Source organism: Bacillus sp. SD088 (assembly GCF_017355205.1).
Taxonomy (GTDB): domain Bacteria; phylum Bacillota; class Bacilli; order Bacillales; family Bacillaceae_C; genus Lederbergia.
Window position 1 is genome coordinate 62,781 of sequence record NZ_JADIJK010000017.1, and the last position, 16,269, is coordinate 79,049.

At 38.2% G+C, this 16,269-nt stretch carries 17 protein-coding genes; 8 read left to right on the forward strand and 9 right to left on the reverse strand.

Translation table 11 applies throughout. The features are described from left to right. Position 1: 1 nt before the first annotated feature. Entirely contained in the window at positions 2–655 is a 654-nt protein-coding gene (locus IPU53_RS15505) for a TetR/AcrR family transcriptional regulator (RefSeq protein WP_207451931.1), read from the reverse strand. 452 nt (positions 656–1,107) lie between these two features. Between IPU53_RS15505 and IPU53_RS15510 the strand changes: the two genes are divergently transcribed. Then, positions 1,108–2,301: a CynX/NimT family MFS transporter gene (locus IPU53_RS15510; RefSeq protein ID WP_207451977.1), complete on the forward strand. Its 1,194-nt coding sequence runs from the start codon at positions 1,108–1,110 to the stop codon at positions 2,299–2,301. A gap of 231 nt (positions 2,302–2,532) precedes the next feature. Here IPU53_RS15510 and IPU53_RS15515 read toward each other — a convergent pair whose 3' ends face one another. The 3 genes from IPU53_RS15515 to IPU53_RS15525 are packed head-to-tail and all read right to left on the reverse strand — an operon-like array spanning position 2,533 to position 5,516. Beyond that, positions 2,533–2,901: a YxeA family protein gene (locus IPU53_RS15515; protein WP_207451932.1), complete on the reverse strand. Its 369-nt coding sequence runs from the start codon at positions 2,899–2,901 to the stop codon at positions 2,533–2,535. A gap of 1 nt (position 2,902) precedes the next feature. Continuing rightward, entirely contained in the window at positions 2,903–4,762 is a 1,860-nt protein-coding gene (locus IPU53_RS15520; protein WP_207451933.1) for an FtsX-like permease family protein, read from the reverse strand. Further along, entirely contained in the window at positions 4,749–5,516 is a 768-nt protein-coding gene (locus IPU53_RS15525; protein ID WP_207451934.1) for an ABC transporter ATP-binding protein, read from the reverse strand. The genes IPU53_RS15520 and IPU53_RS15525 overlap by 14 nt, the downstream gene beginning before the upstream one ends. 155 nt (positions 5,517–5,671) lie before the next feature. On the opposite strand from IPU53_RS15525, the gene IPU53_RS15530 reads away from it, so the two are divergent. Together IPU53_RS15530 and IPU53_RS15535 are read left to right on the forward strand one after the other, a co-directional pair. Beyond that, positions 5,672–6,382, forward strand: coding sequence for a response regulator transcription factor (locus IPU53_RS15530; protein ID WP_207451935.1), 711 nt, complete (start codon positions 5,672–5,674; stop codon positions 6,380–6,382). A gap of 41 nt (positions 6,383–6,423) precedes the next feature. Then, positions 6,424–7,797: a sensor histidine kinase gene (locus IPU53_RS15535; RefSeq protein WP_207451936.1), complete on the forward strand. Its 1,374-nt coding sequence runs from the start codon at positions 6,424–6,426 to the stop codon at positions 7,795–7,797. Between the two features lie 123 nt (positions 7,798–7,920). Here IPU53_RS15535 and IPU53_RS25300 read toward each other — a convergent pair whose 3' ends face one another. From IPU53_RS25300 to IPU53_RS15555, 5 genes are all read right to left on the reverse strand, one after another. Further along, positions 7,921–8,046 carry a hypothetical protein gene (locus IPU53_RS25300; protein WP_278253294.1) on the reverse strand — a complete coding sequence of 42 codons (126 nt, stop codon included), beginning with the start codon at positions 8,044–8,046 and terminating at the stop codon, positions 7,921–7,923. 44 nt (positions 8,047–8,090) lie between these two features. Continuing rightward, positions 8,091–8,855 carry an ABC transporter permease gene (locus IPU53_RS15540; RefSeq protein WP_242698338.1) on the reverse strand — a complete coding sequence of 255 codons (765 nt, stop codon included), beginning with the start codon at positions 8,853–8,855 and terminating at the stop codon, positions 8,091–8,093. Further along, positions 8,848–9,774 (reverse strand): ABC transporter ATP-binding protein, encoded by a 927-nt coding sequence (locus tag IPU53_RS15545; protein WP_207451938.1) that lies wholly within the window; start codon positions 9,772–9,774, stop codon positions 8,848–8,850. Before IPU53_RS15545 ends, IPU53_RS15540 begins: the two co-directional genes overlap by 8 nt. 120 nt (positions 9,775–9,894) lie before the next feature. Continuing rightward, positions 9,895–10,590, reverse strand: coding sequence for a response regulator transcription factor (locus IPU53_RS15550; protein ID WP_242698334.1), 696 nt, complete (start codon positions 10,588–10,590; stop codon positions 9,895–9,897). A gap of 16 nt (positions 10,591–10,606) precedes the next feature. Continuing rightward, positions 10,607–11,500, reverse strand: a complete 894-nt coding sequence (locus IPU53_RS15555; RefSeq protein WP_207451939.1) for a sensor histidine kinase — start codon at positions 11,498–11,500, stop codon at positions 10,607–10,609. 221 nt (positions 11,501–11,721) lie between these two features. On the opposite strand from IPU53_RS15555, the gene IPU53_RS15560 reads away from it, so the two are divergent. The 5 genes from IPU53_RS15560 to IPU53_RS15580 all read left to right on the forward strand — a co-directional run bounded on the left by IPU53_RS15560 (position 11,722) and on the right by IPU53_RS15580 (position 16,254). Continuing rightward, on the forward strand, positions 11,722–12,618 hold the full coding sequence (locus tag IPU53_RS15560) for an NAD(P)/FAD-dependent oxidoreductase (RefSeq protein WP_207451940.1): 897 nt from the start codon (positions 11,722–11,724) through the stop codon (positions 12,616–12,618). Between the two features lie 535 nt (positions 12,619–13,153). Continuing rightward, positions 13,154–13,423 carry a 30S ribosomal protein S14 gene (gene rpsN, locus IPU53_RS15565; protein ID WP_207451941.1) on the forward strand — a complete coding sequence of 90 codons (270 nt, stop codon included), beginning with the start codon at positions 13,154–13,156 and terminating at the stop codon, positions 13,421–13,423. 295 nt (positions 13,424–13,718) lie between these two features. Next, positions 13,719–14,684 carry a CobW family GTP-binding protein gene (locus IPU53_RS15570; protein ID WP_207451942.1) on the forward strand — a complete coding sequence of 322 codons (966 nt, stop codon included), beginning with the start codon at positions 13,719–13,721 and terminating at the stop codon, positions 14,682–14,684. A 47-nt stretch (positions 14,685–14,731) separates the two neighbouring features. Beyond that, positions 14,732–15,043, forward strand: a complete 312-nt coding sequence (locus tag IPU53_RS15575; RefSeq protein ID WP_313886502.1) for an NAD(P)-binding domain-containing protein — start codon at positions 14,732–14,734, stop codon at positions 15,041–15,043. Continuing rightward, positions 15,040–16,254 carry a nucleoside recognition domain-containing protein gene (locus IPU53_RS15580; RefSeq protein WP_242698335.1) on the forward strand — a complete coding sequence of 405 codons (1,215 nt, stop codon included), beginning with the start codon at positions 15,040–15,042 and terminating at the stop codon, positions 16,252–16,254. Before IPU53_RS15575 ends, IPU53_RS15580 begins: the two co-directional genes overlap by 4 nt. Positions 16,255–16,269 lie beyond the last annotated feature (15 nt).

The following is a 16,269-nucleotide window of genomic DNA, read 5'->3' on the forward strand; positions in this document are numbered from 1 at the left end:
ATTAGCCCTCCTCTGGGTATAATTTCTGTAGTAATTCCAAATATTCTCTGAGCAGGGTATCGTTCAATACATCTATTCCAATCGACTTCATCAAATGCTGTAAAAACTTTAAACGCATTGATAATTTCTCCGCATCTCCTTGAAATACAGCAGGATCACACCATACGTTTATAAGCAATAAAAAAATCTCTGCACTTTCGTCCGGATAGTCCGTCTCAAGTGAACCATCGGCAATGCCTTCTTTAATAATGTTAGCAATAAACAAGGAATCTTTATTTACACAATCCTGCATATAAGCTACAACAAATTCTGCACTTTTGATGCGAAAGCTCATGAGATTGTCTAAATAATGTGCTTCCTGACTTTCCAGGTTTTTTTCTAAAATGACAGTCAGCTTTTCTTTTCCTGTTAAAGTTTCGATTTCCGCAAGCCAATTTTGCAGTAGAGTCGCGTTGATCTCTTCTTGTTTCTCTGTAACAGCGTTAATAATTTCATCTTTGGATTGAAAATGATGATAAATTGCCCCTTTGGATATGCCGGCTGTTTCAGCAATATCGCGCATGCTCGTTTTTTCAAATCCTTTTTCCAAAAACAGTTCTGCAGAAACAGTCAATATATTTTCGATCGTAGCCTGTGCATCATATCTTTTTGGCATCGTTCATACTCCTTTCGATAAAAACCGGTCGGTCGGTTTTCGAAAGTATAGAATATCTTTCTTTTGATGTCAAACTTTTTTTAGTTGTGAAATAGAAAAAGAGGAAAATCATGATGTTGGTTTAAACTCCACATTGGGAATCTCTCTGCCTTTACGGGAGGATTTGTATTAGACTGAAAGGAAAAGAGTGACGATTTTGGGACAGGGTCTAAGATCGTACTAGTAATTAAATCTTAACTCGCTTTTTAAAGACCCCTTAATTTAAGGAAGAATTAATGATTGATCAAATCTTCCATCTTAATCTATTAAATCCTGTGTCTTGACAATAGGATGCTGATTACAATAGCATATAGTGTAATGTTAAAAATGACTCAATACACCTCCATGAGGGGGATGGAAAGTCGAAAAGAAGGTATTAGATGGAGAAAAATAGAGTTAACGCAAAAAGCAGCATGGCCAAGGAAGCATCCTCCAGCGAGAGAATGCTATACTTGGTTGCGATTATTGTTATTGGTTTTAATCTGAGACCGGCAATTACTTCCGTTGGACCGCTGTTAGGGACGATTCGTGATCAGATTGGACTGGAACATTGGAGTGCAGGGACGATTACTAGTTTACCGCTCATAGCGTTTGCTGTTGTGTCACCGCTTGCCCCGAAATTTGGTCGGCGGTTGGGGAATGAAGGAGCTGTTTTCCTTGGTTTGATCCTGCTATTCGTCGGAATTGGCATTAGATCCATTCCGTATACACCGACCTTATTTATCGGTACAGCAATTATTGGGGTTGGCATCGCAGTGATGAATGTGCTGCTGCCAGCGGTCATTAAGGAAAAATTCCCCCATAGAGTTGGCCGAATGACCAGTGTGTATTCGACATCGATGGCAATATTCGCATCCACTGCATCAGGGCTTTCTGTTCCACTTGCACAGGGTGCAGGCTTGGGCTGGGAATTAGCTTTATTATCTTGGGCAGTGCTGGCTATTATTGGAATCATTGTTTGGATTTTTGTTCTTAGGCAAAGTCAAACTCCTAAAGAAGACCAAGTGGAGTTAAGTAGCAGATCTTTTAATGACGGCAACTTATGGAAATCTCCGCTGGCTTGGCAGGTCACTTTATTTATGGGCTTGCAATCGTTTATATTCTATGTGATTGTATCGTGGCTGCCAGAAATAATGCAGAGTTATGGCTTTTCTGTATCAGCAGCCGGCTGGCTGGTAGCTTATATTCAGTTTGTCGGACTGCCAGCCACCTTTTTGGCACCGGTGCTTGCAGAAAAATTCTCCAACCAGCAGGGAATCGTACTAGGAATTGGCGGGGGCGCAACGATTGGATTTATCGGTCTCTTGATCGGCGGACCGTTGCCACTGATTTTCGTCTGGGTAACATTGATTGGAGTTGTCTTTGGAGGAGCTATCAGCTTGTCACTTGCGATGCTTGGTATGCGTGCACGTAATGGTCAGCAAGCAGGTGCTCTGTCCGGCATGGCACAATCTATTGGCTATATTTTTGCTGCGATCGGACCTTTACTTATCGGGTTGTTGTTTGATATCACTCATACATGGAACTCAGCGCTCATTGCCATTATTATTGTTTGTTTACTGATGATACTGGCGGGTCTTGGTGCTGGTAGAAATAGGTATGTATGAGTGCCTGGCACGCCCCGGATTTTGTCGGAAGTTATTGTTCAAATACGGAATGAATTCATAATAAATTAAAAATATGATTATAAAAACCTCCTCATTTGTCTTGAAATAAAACAAATGAGGAGGTTTGTGTTTTGGATGTATTTAAAATTCAGAGAAGATGGCCAATACCTATGCTCAAGCATAAATTCATCAGGAGCTTTTCTTAAGCTCCTGATGAATTCCTTACGATAATTAAGCATTCTCTTCTTTTATCTTTGTTTGTGTTTCGCTTGGAATCTCTTTCCATTGCACTTCATCAAAAGAAGTGACTTCACTGCCTTTCTTTAAATAGAGCATTAAATAAGCACCTTGACGTAATTCCTTGGGAGCAGAGAATTCTACTGTTACTGCTTTCCCTTTTTCATTATACGCCGTTTGATTGTACCAATACCTAGTCATAATATCTCCGTTGTCTAGCTTATCTTCTGCTATGTCTGTTGGTTCAATTACTTCTACATATACATGCTCTTTCCCCAAGCGATTGAAATCAACTGTTAGCAACACCACTGCAGCTCCGACTAATAAAACTAACACACCAATTACAGTAATTATCTTTTTCAAATTAATTCCCCTCCTGAATCGTTGTTCGATAAAACCCTTGAACAGTAATAAAATAATAAATGATATAGACAAATGTATAAGCGAGCATCCACCATAGGACTGGTTCCCATAAGTTCATGTGCAATAAGTTTGAAAAGGCAGTTAAAGCGACAGCGCCATGCATTATTCCAAGGGATAATGGGGCGATAAAAACCAATCCCATTTGATAACGGATTGTCCGCTTCATTTCTTGTTTTGATACGCCAATTTTATAAAGAATCTCGTATTTACTTTTATCCTCTTCTGCCTCTGTCATCATCTTGAAGAAAATAATGCTTCCTGTTGCTAATAAGAACACTAACCCTAGGAAACTACCGACAAACAATTGGCTACCTGAAGCTTTTAATGACTCTTGATAATCCCTAAGTGCACTTGAAAAGTTCTCGGTATCAAGTGAAGAAGCTAATTGTTTAGATAAATCGGCATGTTTCTTATAATTATCCAATTGAACAGCATGGAATTTTGTTGCTCCTCCAGCGAGCGCTTGATATTGTTCATCACCTAAGACAAGCACGCTTCCTGGTAGTACTTCTACATTAAAAATAGACTTGGGATACATTTTTTGAATCTGATACTGGTCATCACCCAGTGCTACTTCTTCAGTTTTCACTGACCAGCGTTCATCATAGAAAGGCTCAATCAACAGTGCCTCTGTCTGTTTCTGATGAATTTGCTCAATATCATCCCACTCTAATGCTTTGGCAAGTTGAGTAAATGTGGATTGATCAATGATATAGTATTCTTTATCCATTTCCTCACCAGGCACGCGAATATTTTTTGTTTCAAATTCAATATTTGCTTCTACCGATTCATCTTGTATTTCATATTGTGGTCCTTGCCACATAAAGGAAAATGGCGCATAAGCTTCGATATTCTTATCTGTGTTATAATACATGCCGAACACTGCTCCACCAGCAGTAATCGTTGTCGCACTTAAGGTAGCGATAATCGTTAATGTCTTTGCATTTCCGCGAATGCGATAGAGGAGCTGTGAAGCTGTCATCAAATTGAGACCTTTCCATGCCCAAATTTCTCTTTTCTTCATTTTATTTAATACGTAAACGAACACGCTATTGAATAACAGGTAAGACCCAATAATCGTTAATGCTATAACCACAAGTGGTGTTGCAATACCCAAGACCCGCCACACCTCTGAGGTTACAAAATCCTGTAATGCGATCCAATAAGCCAAAATTAAAGCTAACACACCAGTCAATACAGCAATTATCTGAGCTTTAGGCTGTTCCTCACCCTTTTTAGCTGCCTGAAACAAATCAATCAACTTAAATTGATAAATAACACGATAGCCCAGTAATGACGTAACTAGGAATATGGCAAAAAATACACCCACTGTATTGAGAATAGCACTAGCAGAGATAGTCAGCCCAAGTGTCATCTCCATTCCCATTAACTTCAATAAAATCTGCAAAAGTAATTGCGATAAAAAGAATCCCAGTACTACACCAATAACTAATGAAATAATTCCAATCATCATATTCTCAAAGAAAAGCAAGAAGCCGATTGTTCTTTTTCTGACCCCTAATAAAGAATAGAGCGCCACTTCTTTTTTCCTTTTTTTCATAAAAAATGTATTGGAATATAGGATGAAAATAGCCACAAAGATCATTAGTACAAAGGCGGAAGCACTCATAATACTTTTAGTTTGTCTTGATGTTTCTGCTAAACCACTGATATTATCGCTATACTTTAAAGTAGCAAAAGTAAAGTAAATAATGATTGAAAACACCGTTGCCCCAATATAAAGTGCATAATGTTTGATATTGCGTTTGATATTTTTTGCGGCCAACTCAAACAACGTCATGTCCATCACCGCCTAATTCCGCCAATTCGTCTAAAATGAATTGAAAAAATTCCTTGCGTGTATGATTCCCCCGAATCATTTCTTTCGATAATTGGCCATCTTTAATAAAAAGTATTCGGCGACAGAAGCTAGCTGCGTAGGCATCGTGTGTGACCATCATGATCGTTGCTTCCTGTTCTGAATTTAAGGAACTTAGATTCTCTAATAAATCAGTTGCTGACTTGGAATCAAGTGCTCCTGTAGGCTCATCTGCAAATAATAATTTTGGCTTTGTTACTAACGCACGACATGAAGCAGTTCGTTGCTTTTGTCCACCTGAAATTTGATAAGGATATTTATCTAATAAATTTTCAATACCAAATGTTTTAGCCACAGCAATTACTTTTTCTTTAATTTCGTTTGCAGGCTGCTTGGCAATCGCAAGTGGTAATAGGATATTTTCTCTTACTGTTAGAGAATCTAATAAGTTATAATCTTGAAAAATAAACCCTAAATGATCTCGACGAAAGTCTGCCAGCTTGTTTTCCTTCATCTTGGCAATATTATCTTCCTCAATAAAGATATCTCCATGGGTCGGGGAGTCAATGGTTGCCAATACATTTAATAAAGTCGACTTCCCAGCACCAGATGGTCCCATTACTCCAACAAATTCACCCGGTTCAATGGTAAATGAGATATTTTCAAGGGCTTTAAAGGTATTCGTGCCTTTTCCATAAATTTTTTCGACATTGTTTACTTTTAATACATATTCCATTTGTTATGCACCTCTTTCTGATACTTTCACTATACTTCGCCACCCTTACATAAAATTCACGTCTACCTTACAAAATTCTTAAATCAGGTATTCCTCGATAAAAAGCTGTTATGATAAGAGTTAAATAGGATGTGTATCGTGAAAGGATGAGAAATATGGAGGCACCACGTATATTAATTGTCGATGACGAAAGGGATTTATGTCAGTTGATGAAGACTGCTTTAAAGAAGGAAGGTTTTGCTGAAGTAGAAACAGCTGGCACTTTACAAGAGGGGTGGGAGAAATTCGAGCAGTTTGCCCCTAGCATCGCTATTTTAGATATCATGCTTCCAGATGGGGAGGGGTACGATCTTTGTCGTAAGATTAGGGAGACATCTCGGATTCCTATTTTATTTCTCTCTGCGAAGTCAGATGAAGTGGATAAGATACTTGGACTGGCGATCGGCGGGGATGATTACATTACCAAACCCTTCAGTCCAAAAGAAATGGCTTACCGTGTAAAAGCTCAGCTTCGACGTGCAGGGATGTATACAATGGAATCTAGTGTTCAAACTACAGAAAAAACGGAGAAAACTGTTGGGATATTTAAGATGAACACAGAAGAAACGGAAATTACTAAGAATGGACAACGATTAGAGTTAACAGCAAAAGAAGTCGGATTAATGGCCTGCTTTCTTCGTCATCCTAATCAAATTTTAAGCAAAGAAACATTATTCAGCACCGTTTGGGGAGAGGATTTCTTTGGCGCTGATAATACCTTAATGGTACATATTCGGCGACTTCGAGAAAAAGTGGAAGATTCTCCATCGAAACCAAAGCATATTCTCACAGTTAAGGGGCTAGGTTATCGTTTTATCCCACAATAATGGACAGCCGAGAATAAGAGGATGGAAGCAGGTGAGATAGATTGAAATGGAAATTTACGCTGCGATATTTATTATCTGTGCTTAGTATTGTTTTAATTGTATTTGTTGTAAATACAATCATTTTGTTTGGATTTCTCATTTATCAGAGTGAATATAGGAACACTGATTTTGATCGTAATTCTGGGGAAGATTTCACCCGGTCTTTTGAGAAATATTTACAATTGAATGGCGATGAACTAGTTGTTTCATCTACTGGCCAAGAAGCTTTAACCCAATTTGGTGCTTGGTTACAAATTCTCGATCTAAATGGTAATGTGATTGATTCTTATCAAGCACCTGAGGATGCGCCGGAACACTATAGCCCCATGGAGCTTATTCATAAATATAAGTATATGGATGATGACTTAAATACGTATTTTATCGGAGAATACGAGGATTACAACTATTTGGTGATTGTTCCTAACTCCCAAGATGAACGCCATGTTATGATGGTTAATCGAGAAAGGATGCTAACCTATATTCCTCGTTTCCTTGGAGCGGTTATTATTGTCAATTTATTAATTGCTACTCTTGTAGGCTTTTTATTCAGCGCGATTTTAACCAAGCCTGTTAATCGGATGATTGATCGAATCCATTCCTTAAAGGAACGTGTGTTCATAACGAAAAAAATGAAAAAACCAGGAATTTATAAGCATGTCTTTGCCAATTTGAATGATGTGGCGGAAACAATGCAGGCTCACGAGCAGGAACGTCAAAAACTAGAAAAAATGCGTAATGAATGGATTAGCAATGTCTCACATGATATTAAAACACCGCTATCTTCCATTCGAGGCTATGCGGAATTATTACGAAGTGAAGATCTATCTGATATGGAACGGCTAGAGTATGCAGAGGTGATCGAACGTCAGTCTCTTTATATGAGAGATCTTCTTGACGACTTTAATTTAACGATGCGCTTACGAAATCAGGAATTACGACTTCACCGGCAACCGACCAATATGGAACACTTTGTCCGTGAGATCGTGATTGATTTATTAAATGATCCACAATTTAGTTCGGGGCATATTGAATATGATAGTACAGCTACGACGATTAACTGGAATATTGATCAACACTTAATGAAACGTGCCTTACTGAATTTTATCTACAATGCTCTGCTTCATAACGATGACGATGTCGAGGTTGATGTGATCGTCACAGGTTATAGCATTATAATTAAGGATAATGGAAAAGGAATCGCTAAGGAGGAGCAAGAACAAATATTTGAACGTTTTTATCGCGGAACCAACACTAGCAATATTTATGGGACAGGCCTTGGTATGGCGATCGCCCGCGATATTATTGAAGCACATGGAGGCATCGTTCAATTAACGAGTGCCAAAGGCAGAGGAACGACAATCGAGATTGAGATCTGAGAAGCTCACAGAATGAAGCGGCAGAAAGTTGCTGTTTGAATCTGCCGCTAAGACACCGCGCTCTTGAATGATATTTTTGCTAAAACTAAGAAGAGAAAAACACCTCTCTCAGCTGTGAAAGCCTTAACGACGAATAAAAAGGGTGCGACGGCGAATAAAAGTAGCATGACGGCGAATAGGCCACATAATGTTTTCTTTTTTCTGCAAATACCGAATCGGAACACTGTCTGCTGGTTCTCTGTTTGCCATGACTAGACCTGTTCACGATTGGACATTTAGTATCCATCGTCACACTATCGCAAATCTTCTTTCATTTTATATTTGACCGCGATAATAGAAAATAATAAGAAGAAAATGATTGCCACAACAGCTACATGCATAACATCGTTTATTTGATTAAAATCTTTTATACTGACAATTGTGTTCACCAACAGGTAGGAAGATAGATTTGTATCACTGATAATGGACTCAAATGCACTTGCCATCAATCCCAGAACATTCAATCCTAGAATTAGTCCAGTTATGATGCTAGGGATTACATTTTTGATTATCATGGCTGTACATAGTACGACAATGGAAAATGCCCAATGAAGTAAAAACTGCCCAATCAGTAATTTCGTAAAGTATCCCCAGTCACCGATAGCCCCATTCTCGAAGAACAGCGATCTTCCAATCAGGTCAGCAATAATCATCACGAAGAACATAATTAAGGTGAATATTCCTAGAATTAGAATTTTGGAAATGACAGAATTTCTCCGTGCGTTATTCATAGAAATAAAATTCTTATAAAATCCGGAGTTATATTCGCTCATATAGAAGTAGACACTGAATACAGCAATGTACATTAATACCCATGAGGGTGTTTGAGCCAGGATCATTTGAATAAATTGGCTTTCATTCATGCTGCTAATCAGTATTCCTCCTTGTTCAACAGGTTGCTCATATTGTTTAAACATAAAGATACCAAAGAGTTGAAAAGCAATGAAGACAACCAATAGCACATACATAATTTTATTCGAAAAAAAACGATTAAGGTCCATCTTGAGCAGATTAATCATGTGTATCACCACTGCTTCCTGTCCGTTCCAAAAAGTATTGCTCCAAACTTTGTTTATGCTTTGTAATGGTGTGAACAAATATCTCGTTTTCCGCCAATTTTTTAATGATTTGCTGGCTTTCGACATGTGGGTCATATACATAGATGGTGCGATTATTGATTACTTTGTATCTATGGATCGCTAAGTGATTTTCGAGAATCGGAACCGCTATTTTTGCTTCGTCTACTTCTAATTCAATACGATCTTCGCATTGAAGCAGCAAATCTTCCTTAGAAATATTTTCGATAACCTTGCCATGATGAAGGATGACATATTTCGTTGCTACTTTCGATAACTCTTCTAAGATGTGACTAGAAATAATAATGGTAATTCCCGTTTTATTTAATTGCAAAATCAATTTTCTGATTTCAGAAATGCCTTGCGGGTCTAAACCATTGATTGGTTCATCCAAAATCAAAACATCCGGACTGCCTATTAATGCAACCGCAATTCCCAGCCTTTGCTTCATGCCCATAGAATAATTTTTTACTTTAGTCTTATTTGAATGATCCAAACCAACAAGCTTCAATAGATCATATATATATTTCTTGCGATTTTTCAGTCCATAGGAAATAGCGATCAAATCAAGATTTTTGTAGGCAGAATAATGAGGAAACACCCCAGTATCCTCGATTAATAAACCCATTCGTTCAAAATAAGCATGATTTTCCTTTATATGATGATTAAATAAATGAATTTCTCCAGAAGATGGATAAATCAACCCGCCAATCATTTTTAATAGGGTGGATTTTCCGGCCCCATTCGGACCAATCAATCCGAATATTTCTCCTTTTCGTATTTTGAAATCCACGTTATTCACAGCTATTTTTGACTTGAATTGTTTAGTCAATTGCTTCACTTCAATAATTTCATTTGTCATATTGGCTACCCTCCCTAGACATTAATATAATAAAAGAAAGCTAATATAACGCCAAGAAAAGGTTAAGAAAGTTCAAAGAAATGTTGAGCACAACATTGACGGAATGATTGACGTTTTACATTATTTATTTAACCTGAAGCCAATTCCCCAGACGGTGTCGATATAATTCTCTTCATCAAATTGTCTTATTTTATTGCGGATGTTACTAATGTGAACAGTAATTGTCTTATCTTCCCCGATGTAGACATCATCCCATGCCAATTCATATAGATCCTGTTTTGTAAACACACGCGTAGGGCTTTTTAGCAAAAGTTCGATGATTTTATATTCTTGTCTTGTAAGATTTAACTCTGAGTTATGAATCGTAACGCTCATTGTATTACAATCTAAAACTAAATTCTTATGCTTGTATAAAGTGATGAGTTTACTTTTTGCGCTTCTTTTAATATGTACATTTATTCTGGCGAGTAATTCTTCTACCTCAAACGGTTTGGTGACATAATCGTCAGCTCCTAAATCGAATAAGTTTAATTTATGATCCAGCTTTTCTTTCGCAGACAAAACAATGACTGGTGTGTCACATTTTAAATTTGTTCTTAATTCACCCATAAAAGCTTCTCCGGATAAGCCAGGAAGCATGAGATCTAATATTATCAGGTCATAGGTTTGACGAGCTACGTTCATTTTCCCTTCACTGCCAGAATAGGCCTGAGTACAAAGGAAATTCTCCTTTTGGAGGAGGGTATATATAATATTATTGATATGTTCATCGTCCTCGACAATTAGAATACGGGGCTGCTTCATCTCATCCTCCATATGTATCCTCCTTTGCTTATTTTCTGAAAACTACACTGATACAAAACTGATTATCTATCAAGTCAGCGTGGGCATAGCCATTCATTTTCTCCACAAGTGATTTTACAATGGACAGGCCTAGTCCGGAAGAAGGGTTGCTACGTGATGAATCTTCTTTGTAAAAACGGGTAAATATTTTGTTGAAATTGATTAACTGTCTCTGGTTTAGCAAATTATGAAATCGTAACCGAACTTCATTCTGATTTTCTTCATAATGAATGATTAAATTCCCTTCCCCATGTGAAAAATAGTTCCGGATAATATTTTCATAAACTCTTTCCAACGCATTTCTATCTCCCATTATATAGACGGGTGATTCTGGTAGGTCGAAGTCAGGGGCAGTGCTGTTTTTGGAAAACTCCTCAATAAAAAAGAACAGGCGTTTTTTCAATATATTCATGATGTCAATTGATTCAAGCTCCAAACTATAATCTGGGTTTTGCAATTTCGTATATAGAAACAGTTCATCTACCAACGTAATAATTTGTTTCATTCTAGTCTGAGCCATCGTAATATAGTGCGTTTTTTCTTTAGAATTTTCAGAGCGATCGGCTAGCTGCAAATAACCATCAAGTGATGTAAGCGGGGTACGTATATCATGAGACAGACTAACGATCGTCTCATTGATTTCCTCACTTTTCTTTATAAATGCCTGATTCTGTTTTCTTTGATTGCGAAGAAGTCTGTTGCATAAATCAATCAGTCGATAAATCTCCTTAGGCTTGATTTGCGTCTGAATAAACTTGAAAGAGTCATGCTCTGAAATAAAAGCCAACTGATTTCCAATATCTTTCACTTGGCTCTTGTAGTATATCAGGTAAGCCGTTTGAATTATTAATGCAATGGATAGTAGTATGAGGGCGATTAGCATTTCTACACTTCCTTTCTAAATGACTATTTTTCATTATATTTTTTGTATGTACCAACTATCTGTATGTGATAATTGTAAATCAAAAAGCTTATGTTTTCGATATACAAATTTTCAAAAAATATGGAAATAAGCAGATATATTGTTAAATCGTAATGATTACGATATAGTAAGCGAAGGATTATACAGATTTGATCCTGTACCAAATAAAGGAGTGGATGAAGATGTTATATGATTGCGCAATAATTGGTGGAGGTCCTGCTGGATTAAATGCTGCACTTGTATTAGGAAGGGCAAGAAAAGAAGTTCTCTTATTTGACGATAATACCCCGCGCAATGCGGTTACGCAGGAATCCCATAATTTTATTACTAGAGATGTTATCAAACCAGCCGATTTTAGAAAGGCTGCACATGCAGATCTAAAAAAGTATCCTGATATATCCTTTCAAAAAGAGCGAGTGCTGGATATTATCCAGAATCCATCTTCTTTTCATATTCAAACGGAGAGCGGGGAGAAGTATGAAGCCAAAAAGATTATTCTCGCAACAGGCATGAAAGATATACTGCCTGATATCGAAGGAATTCACGATGTCTTTGGAACCAGCCTATTTGTTTGTCCTTTTTGTGATGGTTGGGAATTGAAAGATATCCCACTTGTTTATATTGCAGATCAGAAGCATGCTTTTCATGGTATAAGAATGCTCTCAAATTGGAACACGGATATTGTTATTTGTACAAATGGAAAGGAAATCTTTTCCTCAGAGGAAAAAGATATATTAGCGCAAAAACACTTCCAAGTAGTGGAAGACGAAATCTTACGATTAGCAACAGAGAATGGGCAATTAAAGAGTGTTCAATTTAAGAATGGTAACTCACTTCATAGAGAGGCAGGTTTTGTTGCTAATGATATGCAACAGGCAGCCCCTTTTGCAGAGCAACTTGGTTTGGAAATGAATGATATGGATGGAATAAAAATAGATTCATATAACCGTACAAGTTTAAAAGGAGTTTACGCCTGTGGTGATAGTACATTTGTCCCCTTTCAGCTTGTAATTGCCGCCAGTGAAGGAAGCAAGGCTGCGATTGCTGTAATCAGTGACTTTGTGGATGAAATGTTTTAAGAGGATGGTCAAAAAGTCCGGTAAAAATGACACTTCGAGATAAAGGATCTTCGACTAAGTATCGACACGTTCTGTGTCGAACGTCGAAGTCACCACCTCCTGTGGAAGCTCGTTGGCTCGCTTTTTCGCTCCTCATGTACTAGGATAAGGAACTTCTACTAAAACCGCCCACGTCCTGTGGGCAACGTAGAAGTCAGCACATCCTGTGCAAGTCCGGTACTCAAAGCTTCGCCGCCTCGAACTTTCGACGTACAGGATGTACTAGTGTCGGTGTTGCTGACAGGACGTCAGCGTTTTTAACCGACTCGGTCCTTTTTATCCTCCTTTTTGAACACGCATTTTAAGCTTTCTTTTATTGTGGGAAAGCGGATTTTCTAGAAGTAAAGAACTAAGAATAGGTGAGACTAAAAAATAAATCGTAATGATTACTATTTACAACAGAGGGGGGAGTGAGGTATAATGAATCCCAATTCGTAATCATTACTATTTAAATAATTGAAAATAAAGAGTTAAAACCGAAAGGAGTAACAGTAAAATGGCTAAGAAGTCCAAAATTGTAAAAGAGAAAAAGCGCCAGGAAATGGTTGAACAATATGCAGAACTAAGAAGAGAACTTAAAGCAAAAGGGGATTATGAGGCACTTCGTAAATTACCGCGGGATTCTTCTCCAACACGCTTGAAAAATCGTTGTGAGGTTACAGGTAGACCACGTGGATATATGAGGAAATTCAAAATGTCCCGTATCGCTTTTAGAGAATACGCTCATAAAGGACAAATCCCTGGTGTGAAGAAATCCAGCTGGTAATAGCGACATCCTATTTTCCCTCTGGTACAAAAACATGTAAGATCTGAAAGAAAAAGAATGCTTCCACCCTTTGGGGAAAGCAGTTTTTTCTTTGTTAAGGAAACTATAAAATTGCCGCTTGTGGATAACTGTTTACGTTGCGATTGGTGTCCAGCTCCAGGCGCCATCGGCTCGAGGTCAAATAACCTGAGCCAAAGAAAGGCAAAAAACGCTTTTCTTTGGCTCAGAACATTTGCTTGTCGCCGATAGGCAGGCGCCTTGCGCTTTTCTTGTTCAGGGTAAGGAGGAAAAACGATTGTCACAAGAGACCACAATTCCGGTAACCATCTTAACCGGCTTTTTAGGTGCCGGAAAAACAACCCTATTAAATAAATTGTTACATGACATGTCTGGACAAAAAGTTGCTGTCATCATTAATGAATTTGGCGACACATCCATTGATGGTCAACTTGTGATCCCAACAAGGGAAGAAATCATTGAGATAAACAGCGGCTGTATTTGCTGTAATGTGCGTGGCGATTTAATTAACTTATTAAGTAATTTAATCAAACAAGATGAAAAATTGGATCGGATTGTGATTGAGACAACAGGCATGGCCAATCCTGCTCCGGTTATTCAAACTTTTCTAATGGATAAGCAAACAGCGAAGTCATTCGACATTGACAACGTGATTACGATGATAGATGCACGTCATATACAGCAACATTTAAACGAAGAGGAGCCAAGTGAGCAGATTGCTTTTGCTGATATTTTACTTTTAAATAAGGTGGATCTCATTACGGAAGTTGAGAAGCAGGAGCTGGAAAAACAGCTGATTGCTATGAATCCAAATGCGAAGCGGCTATATTCTACATATGCAAACGTAGAAACGGGGGCATTAATTGGGAATAAATCCTTTGACTTAGACAATATTTTGAAAATAGATCCCAGCTTATTAACGGAAACACATCACCACCATCATAATCAGCAAGTAACATCTTTTGTATTGCGAGAAGATCGTCCGCTTGACTTGGAGAGAGTGAATAAATGGTTTTCCTATTTAGTCCAAGTGAAAGGGGAAAGTTTATATCGCTACAAAGGTGTGCTTTTTATTAAGCAACTTGAGAAAAAAATTGTGTTTCAAGGGGTACACATGCTGTTTGCAGGTACAGAAGGTGATATGTGGGTGAAGGATGAAAAACGGCAAAGCGAGGTCGTATTTATTGGAAAGCATCTGAATCATCAAGAATTGCAGGAGGGCTTTCAATATTGTCTTGCTTAATTTTTCTGGGATTTAAATCGTAATTATTATGATTTAGGAGAGGTATTGTGAATAAAATATATGATGTCATTATTGTAGGAGCTGGCCCTTCAGGAATCGGTGTCGCAGCTTTACTGCAACAAATGAAAGCATCCTATCTGGTCTTGGAAAAAGATGAGGTAGGGGCTTCTCTTTTACGTTGGCCTAAGGAAATGAAATTTATTACGCCTTCTTTTCCTGCGCAAGGATTTGGCCAAACTGATTTAAACGCCGTTGTTCCAAAAACTTCTCCAGCCTATATTTGCCAACTCAGGCCGAACAAAATCGAGTGCGGGAATTATTGCAGCTCCCCGTTGTTTGGATTAACACGCGAGAGATGAATGATACAGCACAGGAAGAAGTGATAGCATGCATTGGGGAGGCCAAGGTTTGGGGGGCTACGAAAAGCATTCTAGACTTTCTCCCTCCCTCTCCTCATGCTATCAATCAATTAATCCCGGCATTTCGGTTACCAATAGCAGGTCCAATGCTGGCTTGCTTATTTATTTTTGCTATATTTGCCTTGCCTGTATTTGGTGCCTATTTATTTGTCAGCTGGCTGGAGCCAATAACGGAGCAATATCTGCTTACCCCAATTATTTCTTGGGCGGTTCAGGCTCCTTCTTTTCTAGCTGATGTTATGGTGGGCGATTATGGGCTAATTACTCTAGGCTCCTATTCTTTTTTATGGGCTTTTCCAGTTGTGCTGCTGATTAGCATTATGACGAGCCTCACTGAAGAAACTGGTATACAGGAGCATATAACAAGTGCGCTCGATCCATGGCTGCGCAAAATTGGTTTGACAGGCAGGGATTTACTTCCTGTTATTACTGGATTTGGCTGTAATGTGGTTGCTGTTTTTCAAAGCAGAAGCTGTAGCGCTTGTACTCGTACATCTTGTGTTTCACTGATTGCATTTGGCTCAGCCTGTAGTTATCAAATAGGAGCTACACTGTCTATTTTTAATGCAGCTCATGCCCCAATTTTATTTATTCCTTATTTGTTGACGTTATTTATAGTCGGAGCGTTTCACACAAGAATTTGGAATCGGAATGCGGCAAACAATTTGACACGTATCGCTCCACTTCCTTATATTCAAAAAATAAATTGGCAGGCATTTTACTGGAAAGTTGCTGGATCGATCAAAAAATTTTTATTGCAGGCAATGCCTATCTTCTTAATCATCTGTCTTGTTGCTTCTGTGCTACAAGCAATAGATGTGATAACGATGTTCGGCTGGCTTGCCATGCCATTATTATCTCTATTTTCCCTTCCTGCAGAGGCAGCATCAGGCTTAATCTTTTCTTTTATCAGAAAGGATGGCTTGCTTGTCTTAAATGAGGGACAGGGTAGTTTATTAATGAACATGTCAATCAGTCAGATATTTATTCTTGTTTACTTAGCTTCTACACTTTCTGCATGTCTAGTGACATTATTTACAATTGGTAAGGAACTCGGCTGGAAAACTGCCTTATCTATCGGTGGGAAGCAAATGCTGACAAGTGTTATAAGTGCAGCTTTACTAGCTGCTGGCTTGTATTTCTTATTTTAAAAGGAGGACGAACGA

Coding starts and splice junctions, on each gene's coding strand:
- IPU53_RS15505 (WP_207451931.1), bottom strand. CDS start 655: ATGCCAAAAAGATATGATGCACAGGCTACGATCGAAAATATATTGACT.
- IPU53_RS15510 (WP_207451977.1), top strand. CDS start 1,108: ATGGCCAAGGAAGCATCCTCCAGCGAGAGAATGCTATACTTGGTTGCG.
- IPU53_RS15520 (WP_207451933.1), bottom strand. CDS start 4,762: ATGACGTTGTTTGAGTTGGCCGCAAAAAATATCAAACGCAATATCAAA.
- IPU53_RS15525 (WP_207451934.1), bottom strand. CDS start 5,516: ATGGAATATGTATTAAAAGTAAACAATGTCGAAAAAATTTATGGAAAA.
- IPU53_RS15530 (WP_207451935.1), top strand. CDS start 5,672: ATGGAGGCACCACGTATATTAATTGTCGATGACGAAAGGGATTTATGT.
- IPU53_RS25300 (WP_278253294.1), bottom strand. CDS start 8,046: ATGGCAAACAGAGAACCAGCAGACAGTGTTCCGATTCGGTATTTGCAG.
- IPU53_RS15540 (WP_242698338.1), bottom strand. CDS start 8,855: ATGATTAATCTGCTCAAGATGGACCTTAATCGTTTTTTTTCGAATAAA.
- IPU53_RS15545 (WP_207451938.1), bottom strand. CDS start 9,774: ATGACAAATGAAATTATTGAAGTGAAGCAATTGACTAAACAATTCAAG.
- IPU53_RS15550 (WP_242698334.1), bottom strand. CDS start 10,590: ATGGAGGATGAGATGAAGCAGCCCCGTATTCTAATTGTCGAGGACGAT.
- IPU53_RS15555 (WP_207451939.1), bottom strand. CDS start 11,500: ATGCTAATCGCCCTCATACTACTATCCATTGCATTAATAATTCAAACG.
- IPU53_RS15560 (WP_207451940.1), top strand. CDS start 11,722: ATGTTATATGATTGCGCAATAATTGGTGGAGGTCCTGCTGGATTAAAT.
- rpsN (WP_207451941.1), top strand. CDS start 13,154: ATGGCTAAGAAGTCCAAAATTGTAAAAGAGAAAAAGCGCCAGGAAATG.
- IPU53_RS15580 (WP_242698335.1), top strand. CDS start 15,040: ATGAATGATACAGCACAGGAAGAAGTGATAGCATGCATTGGGGAGGCC.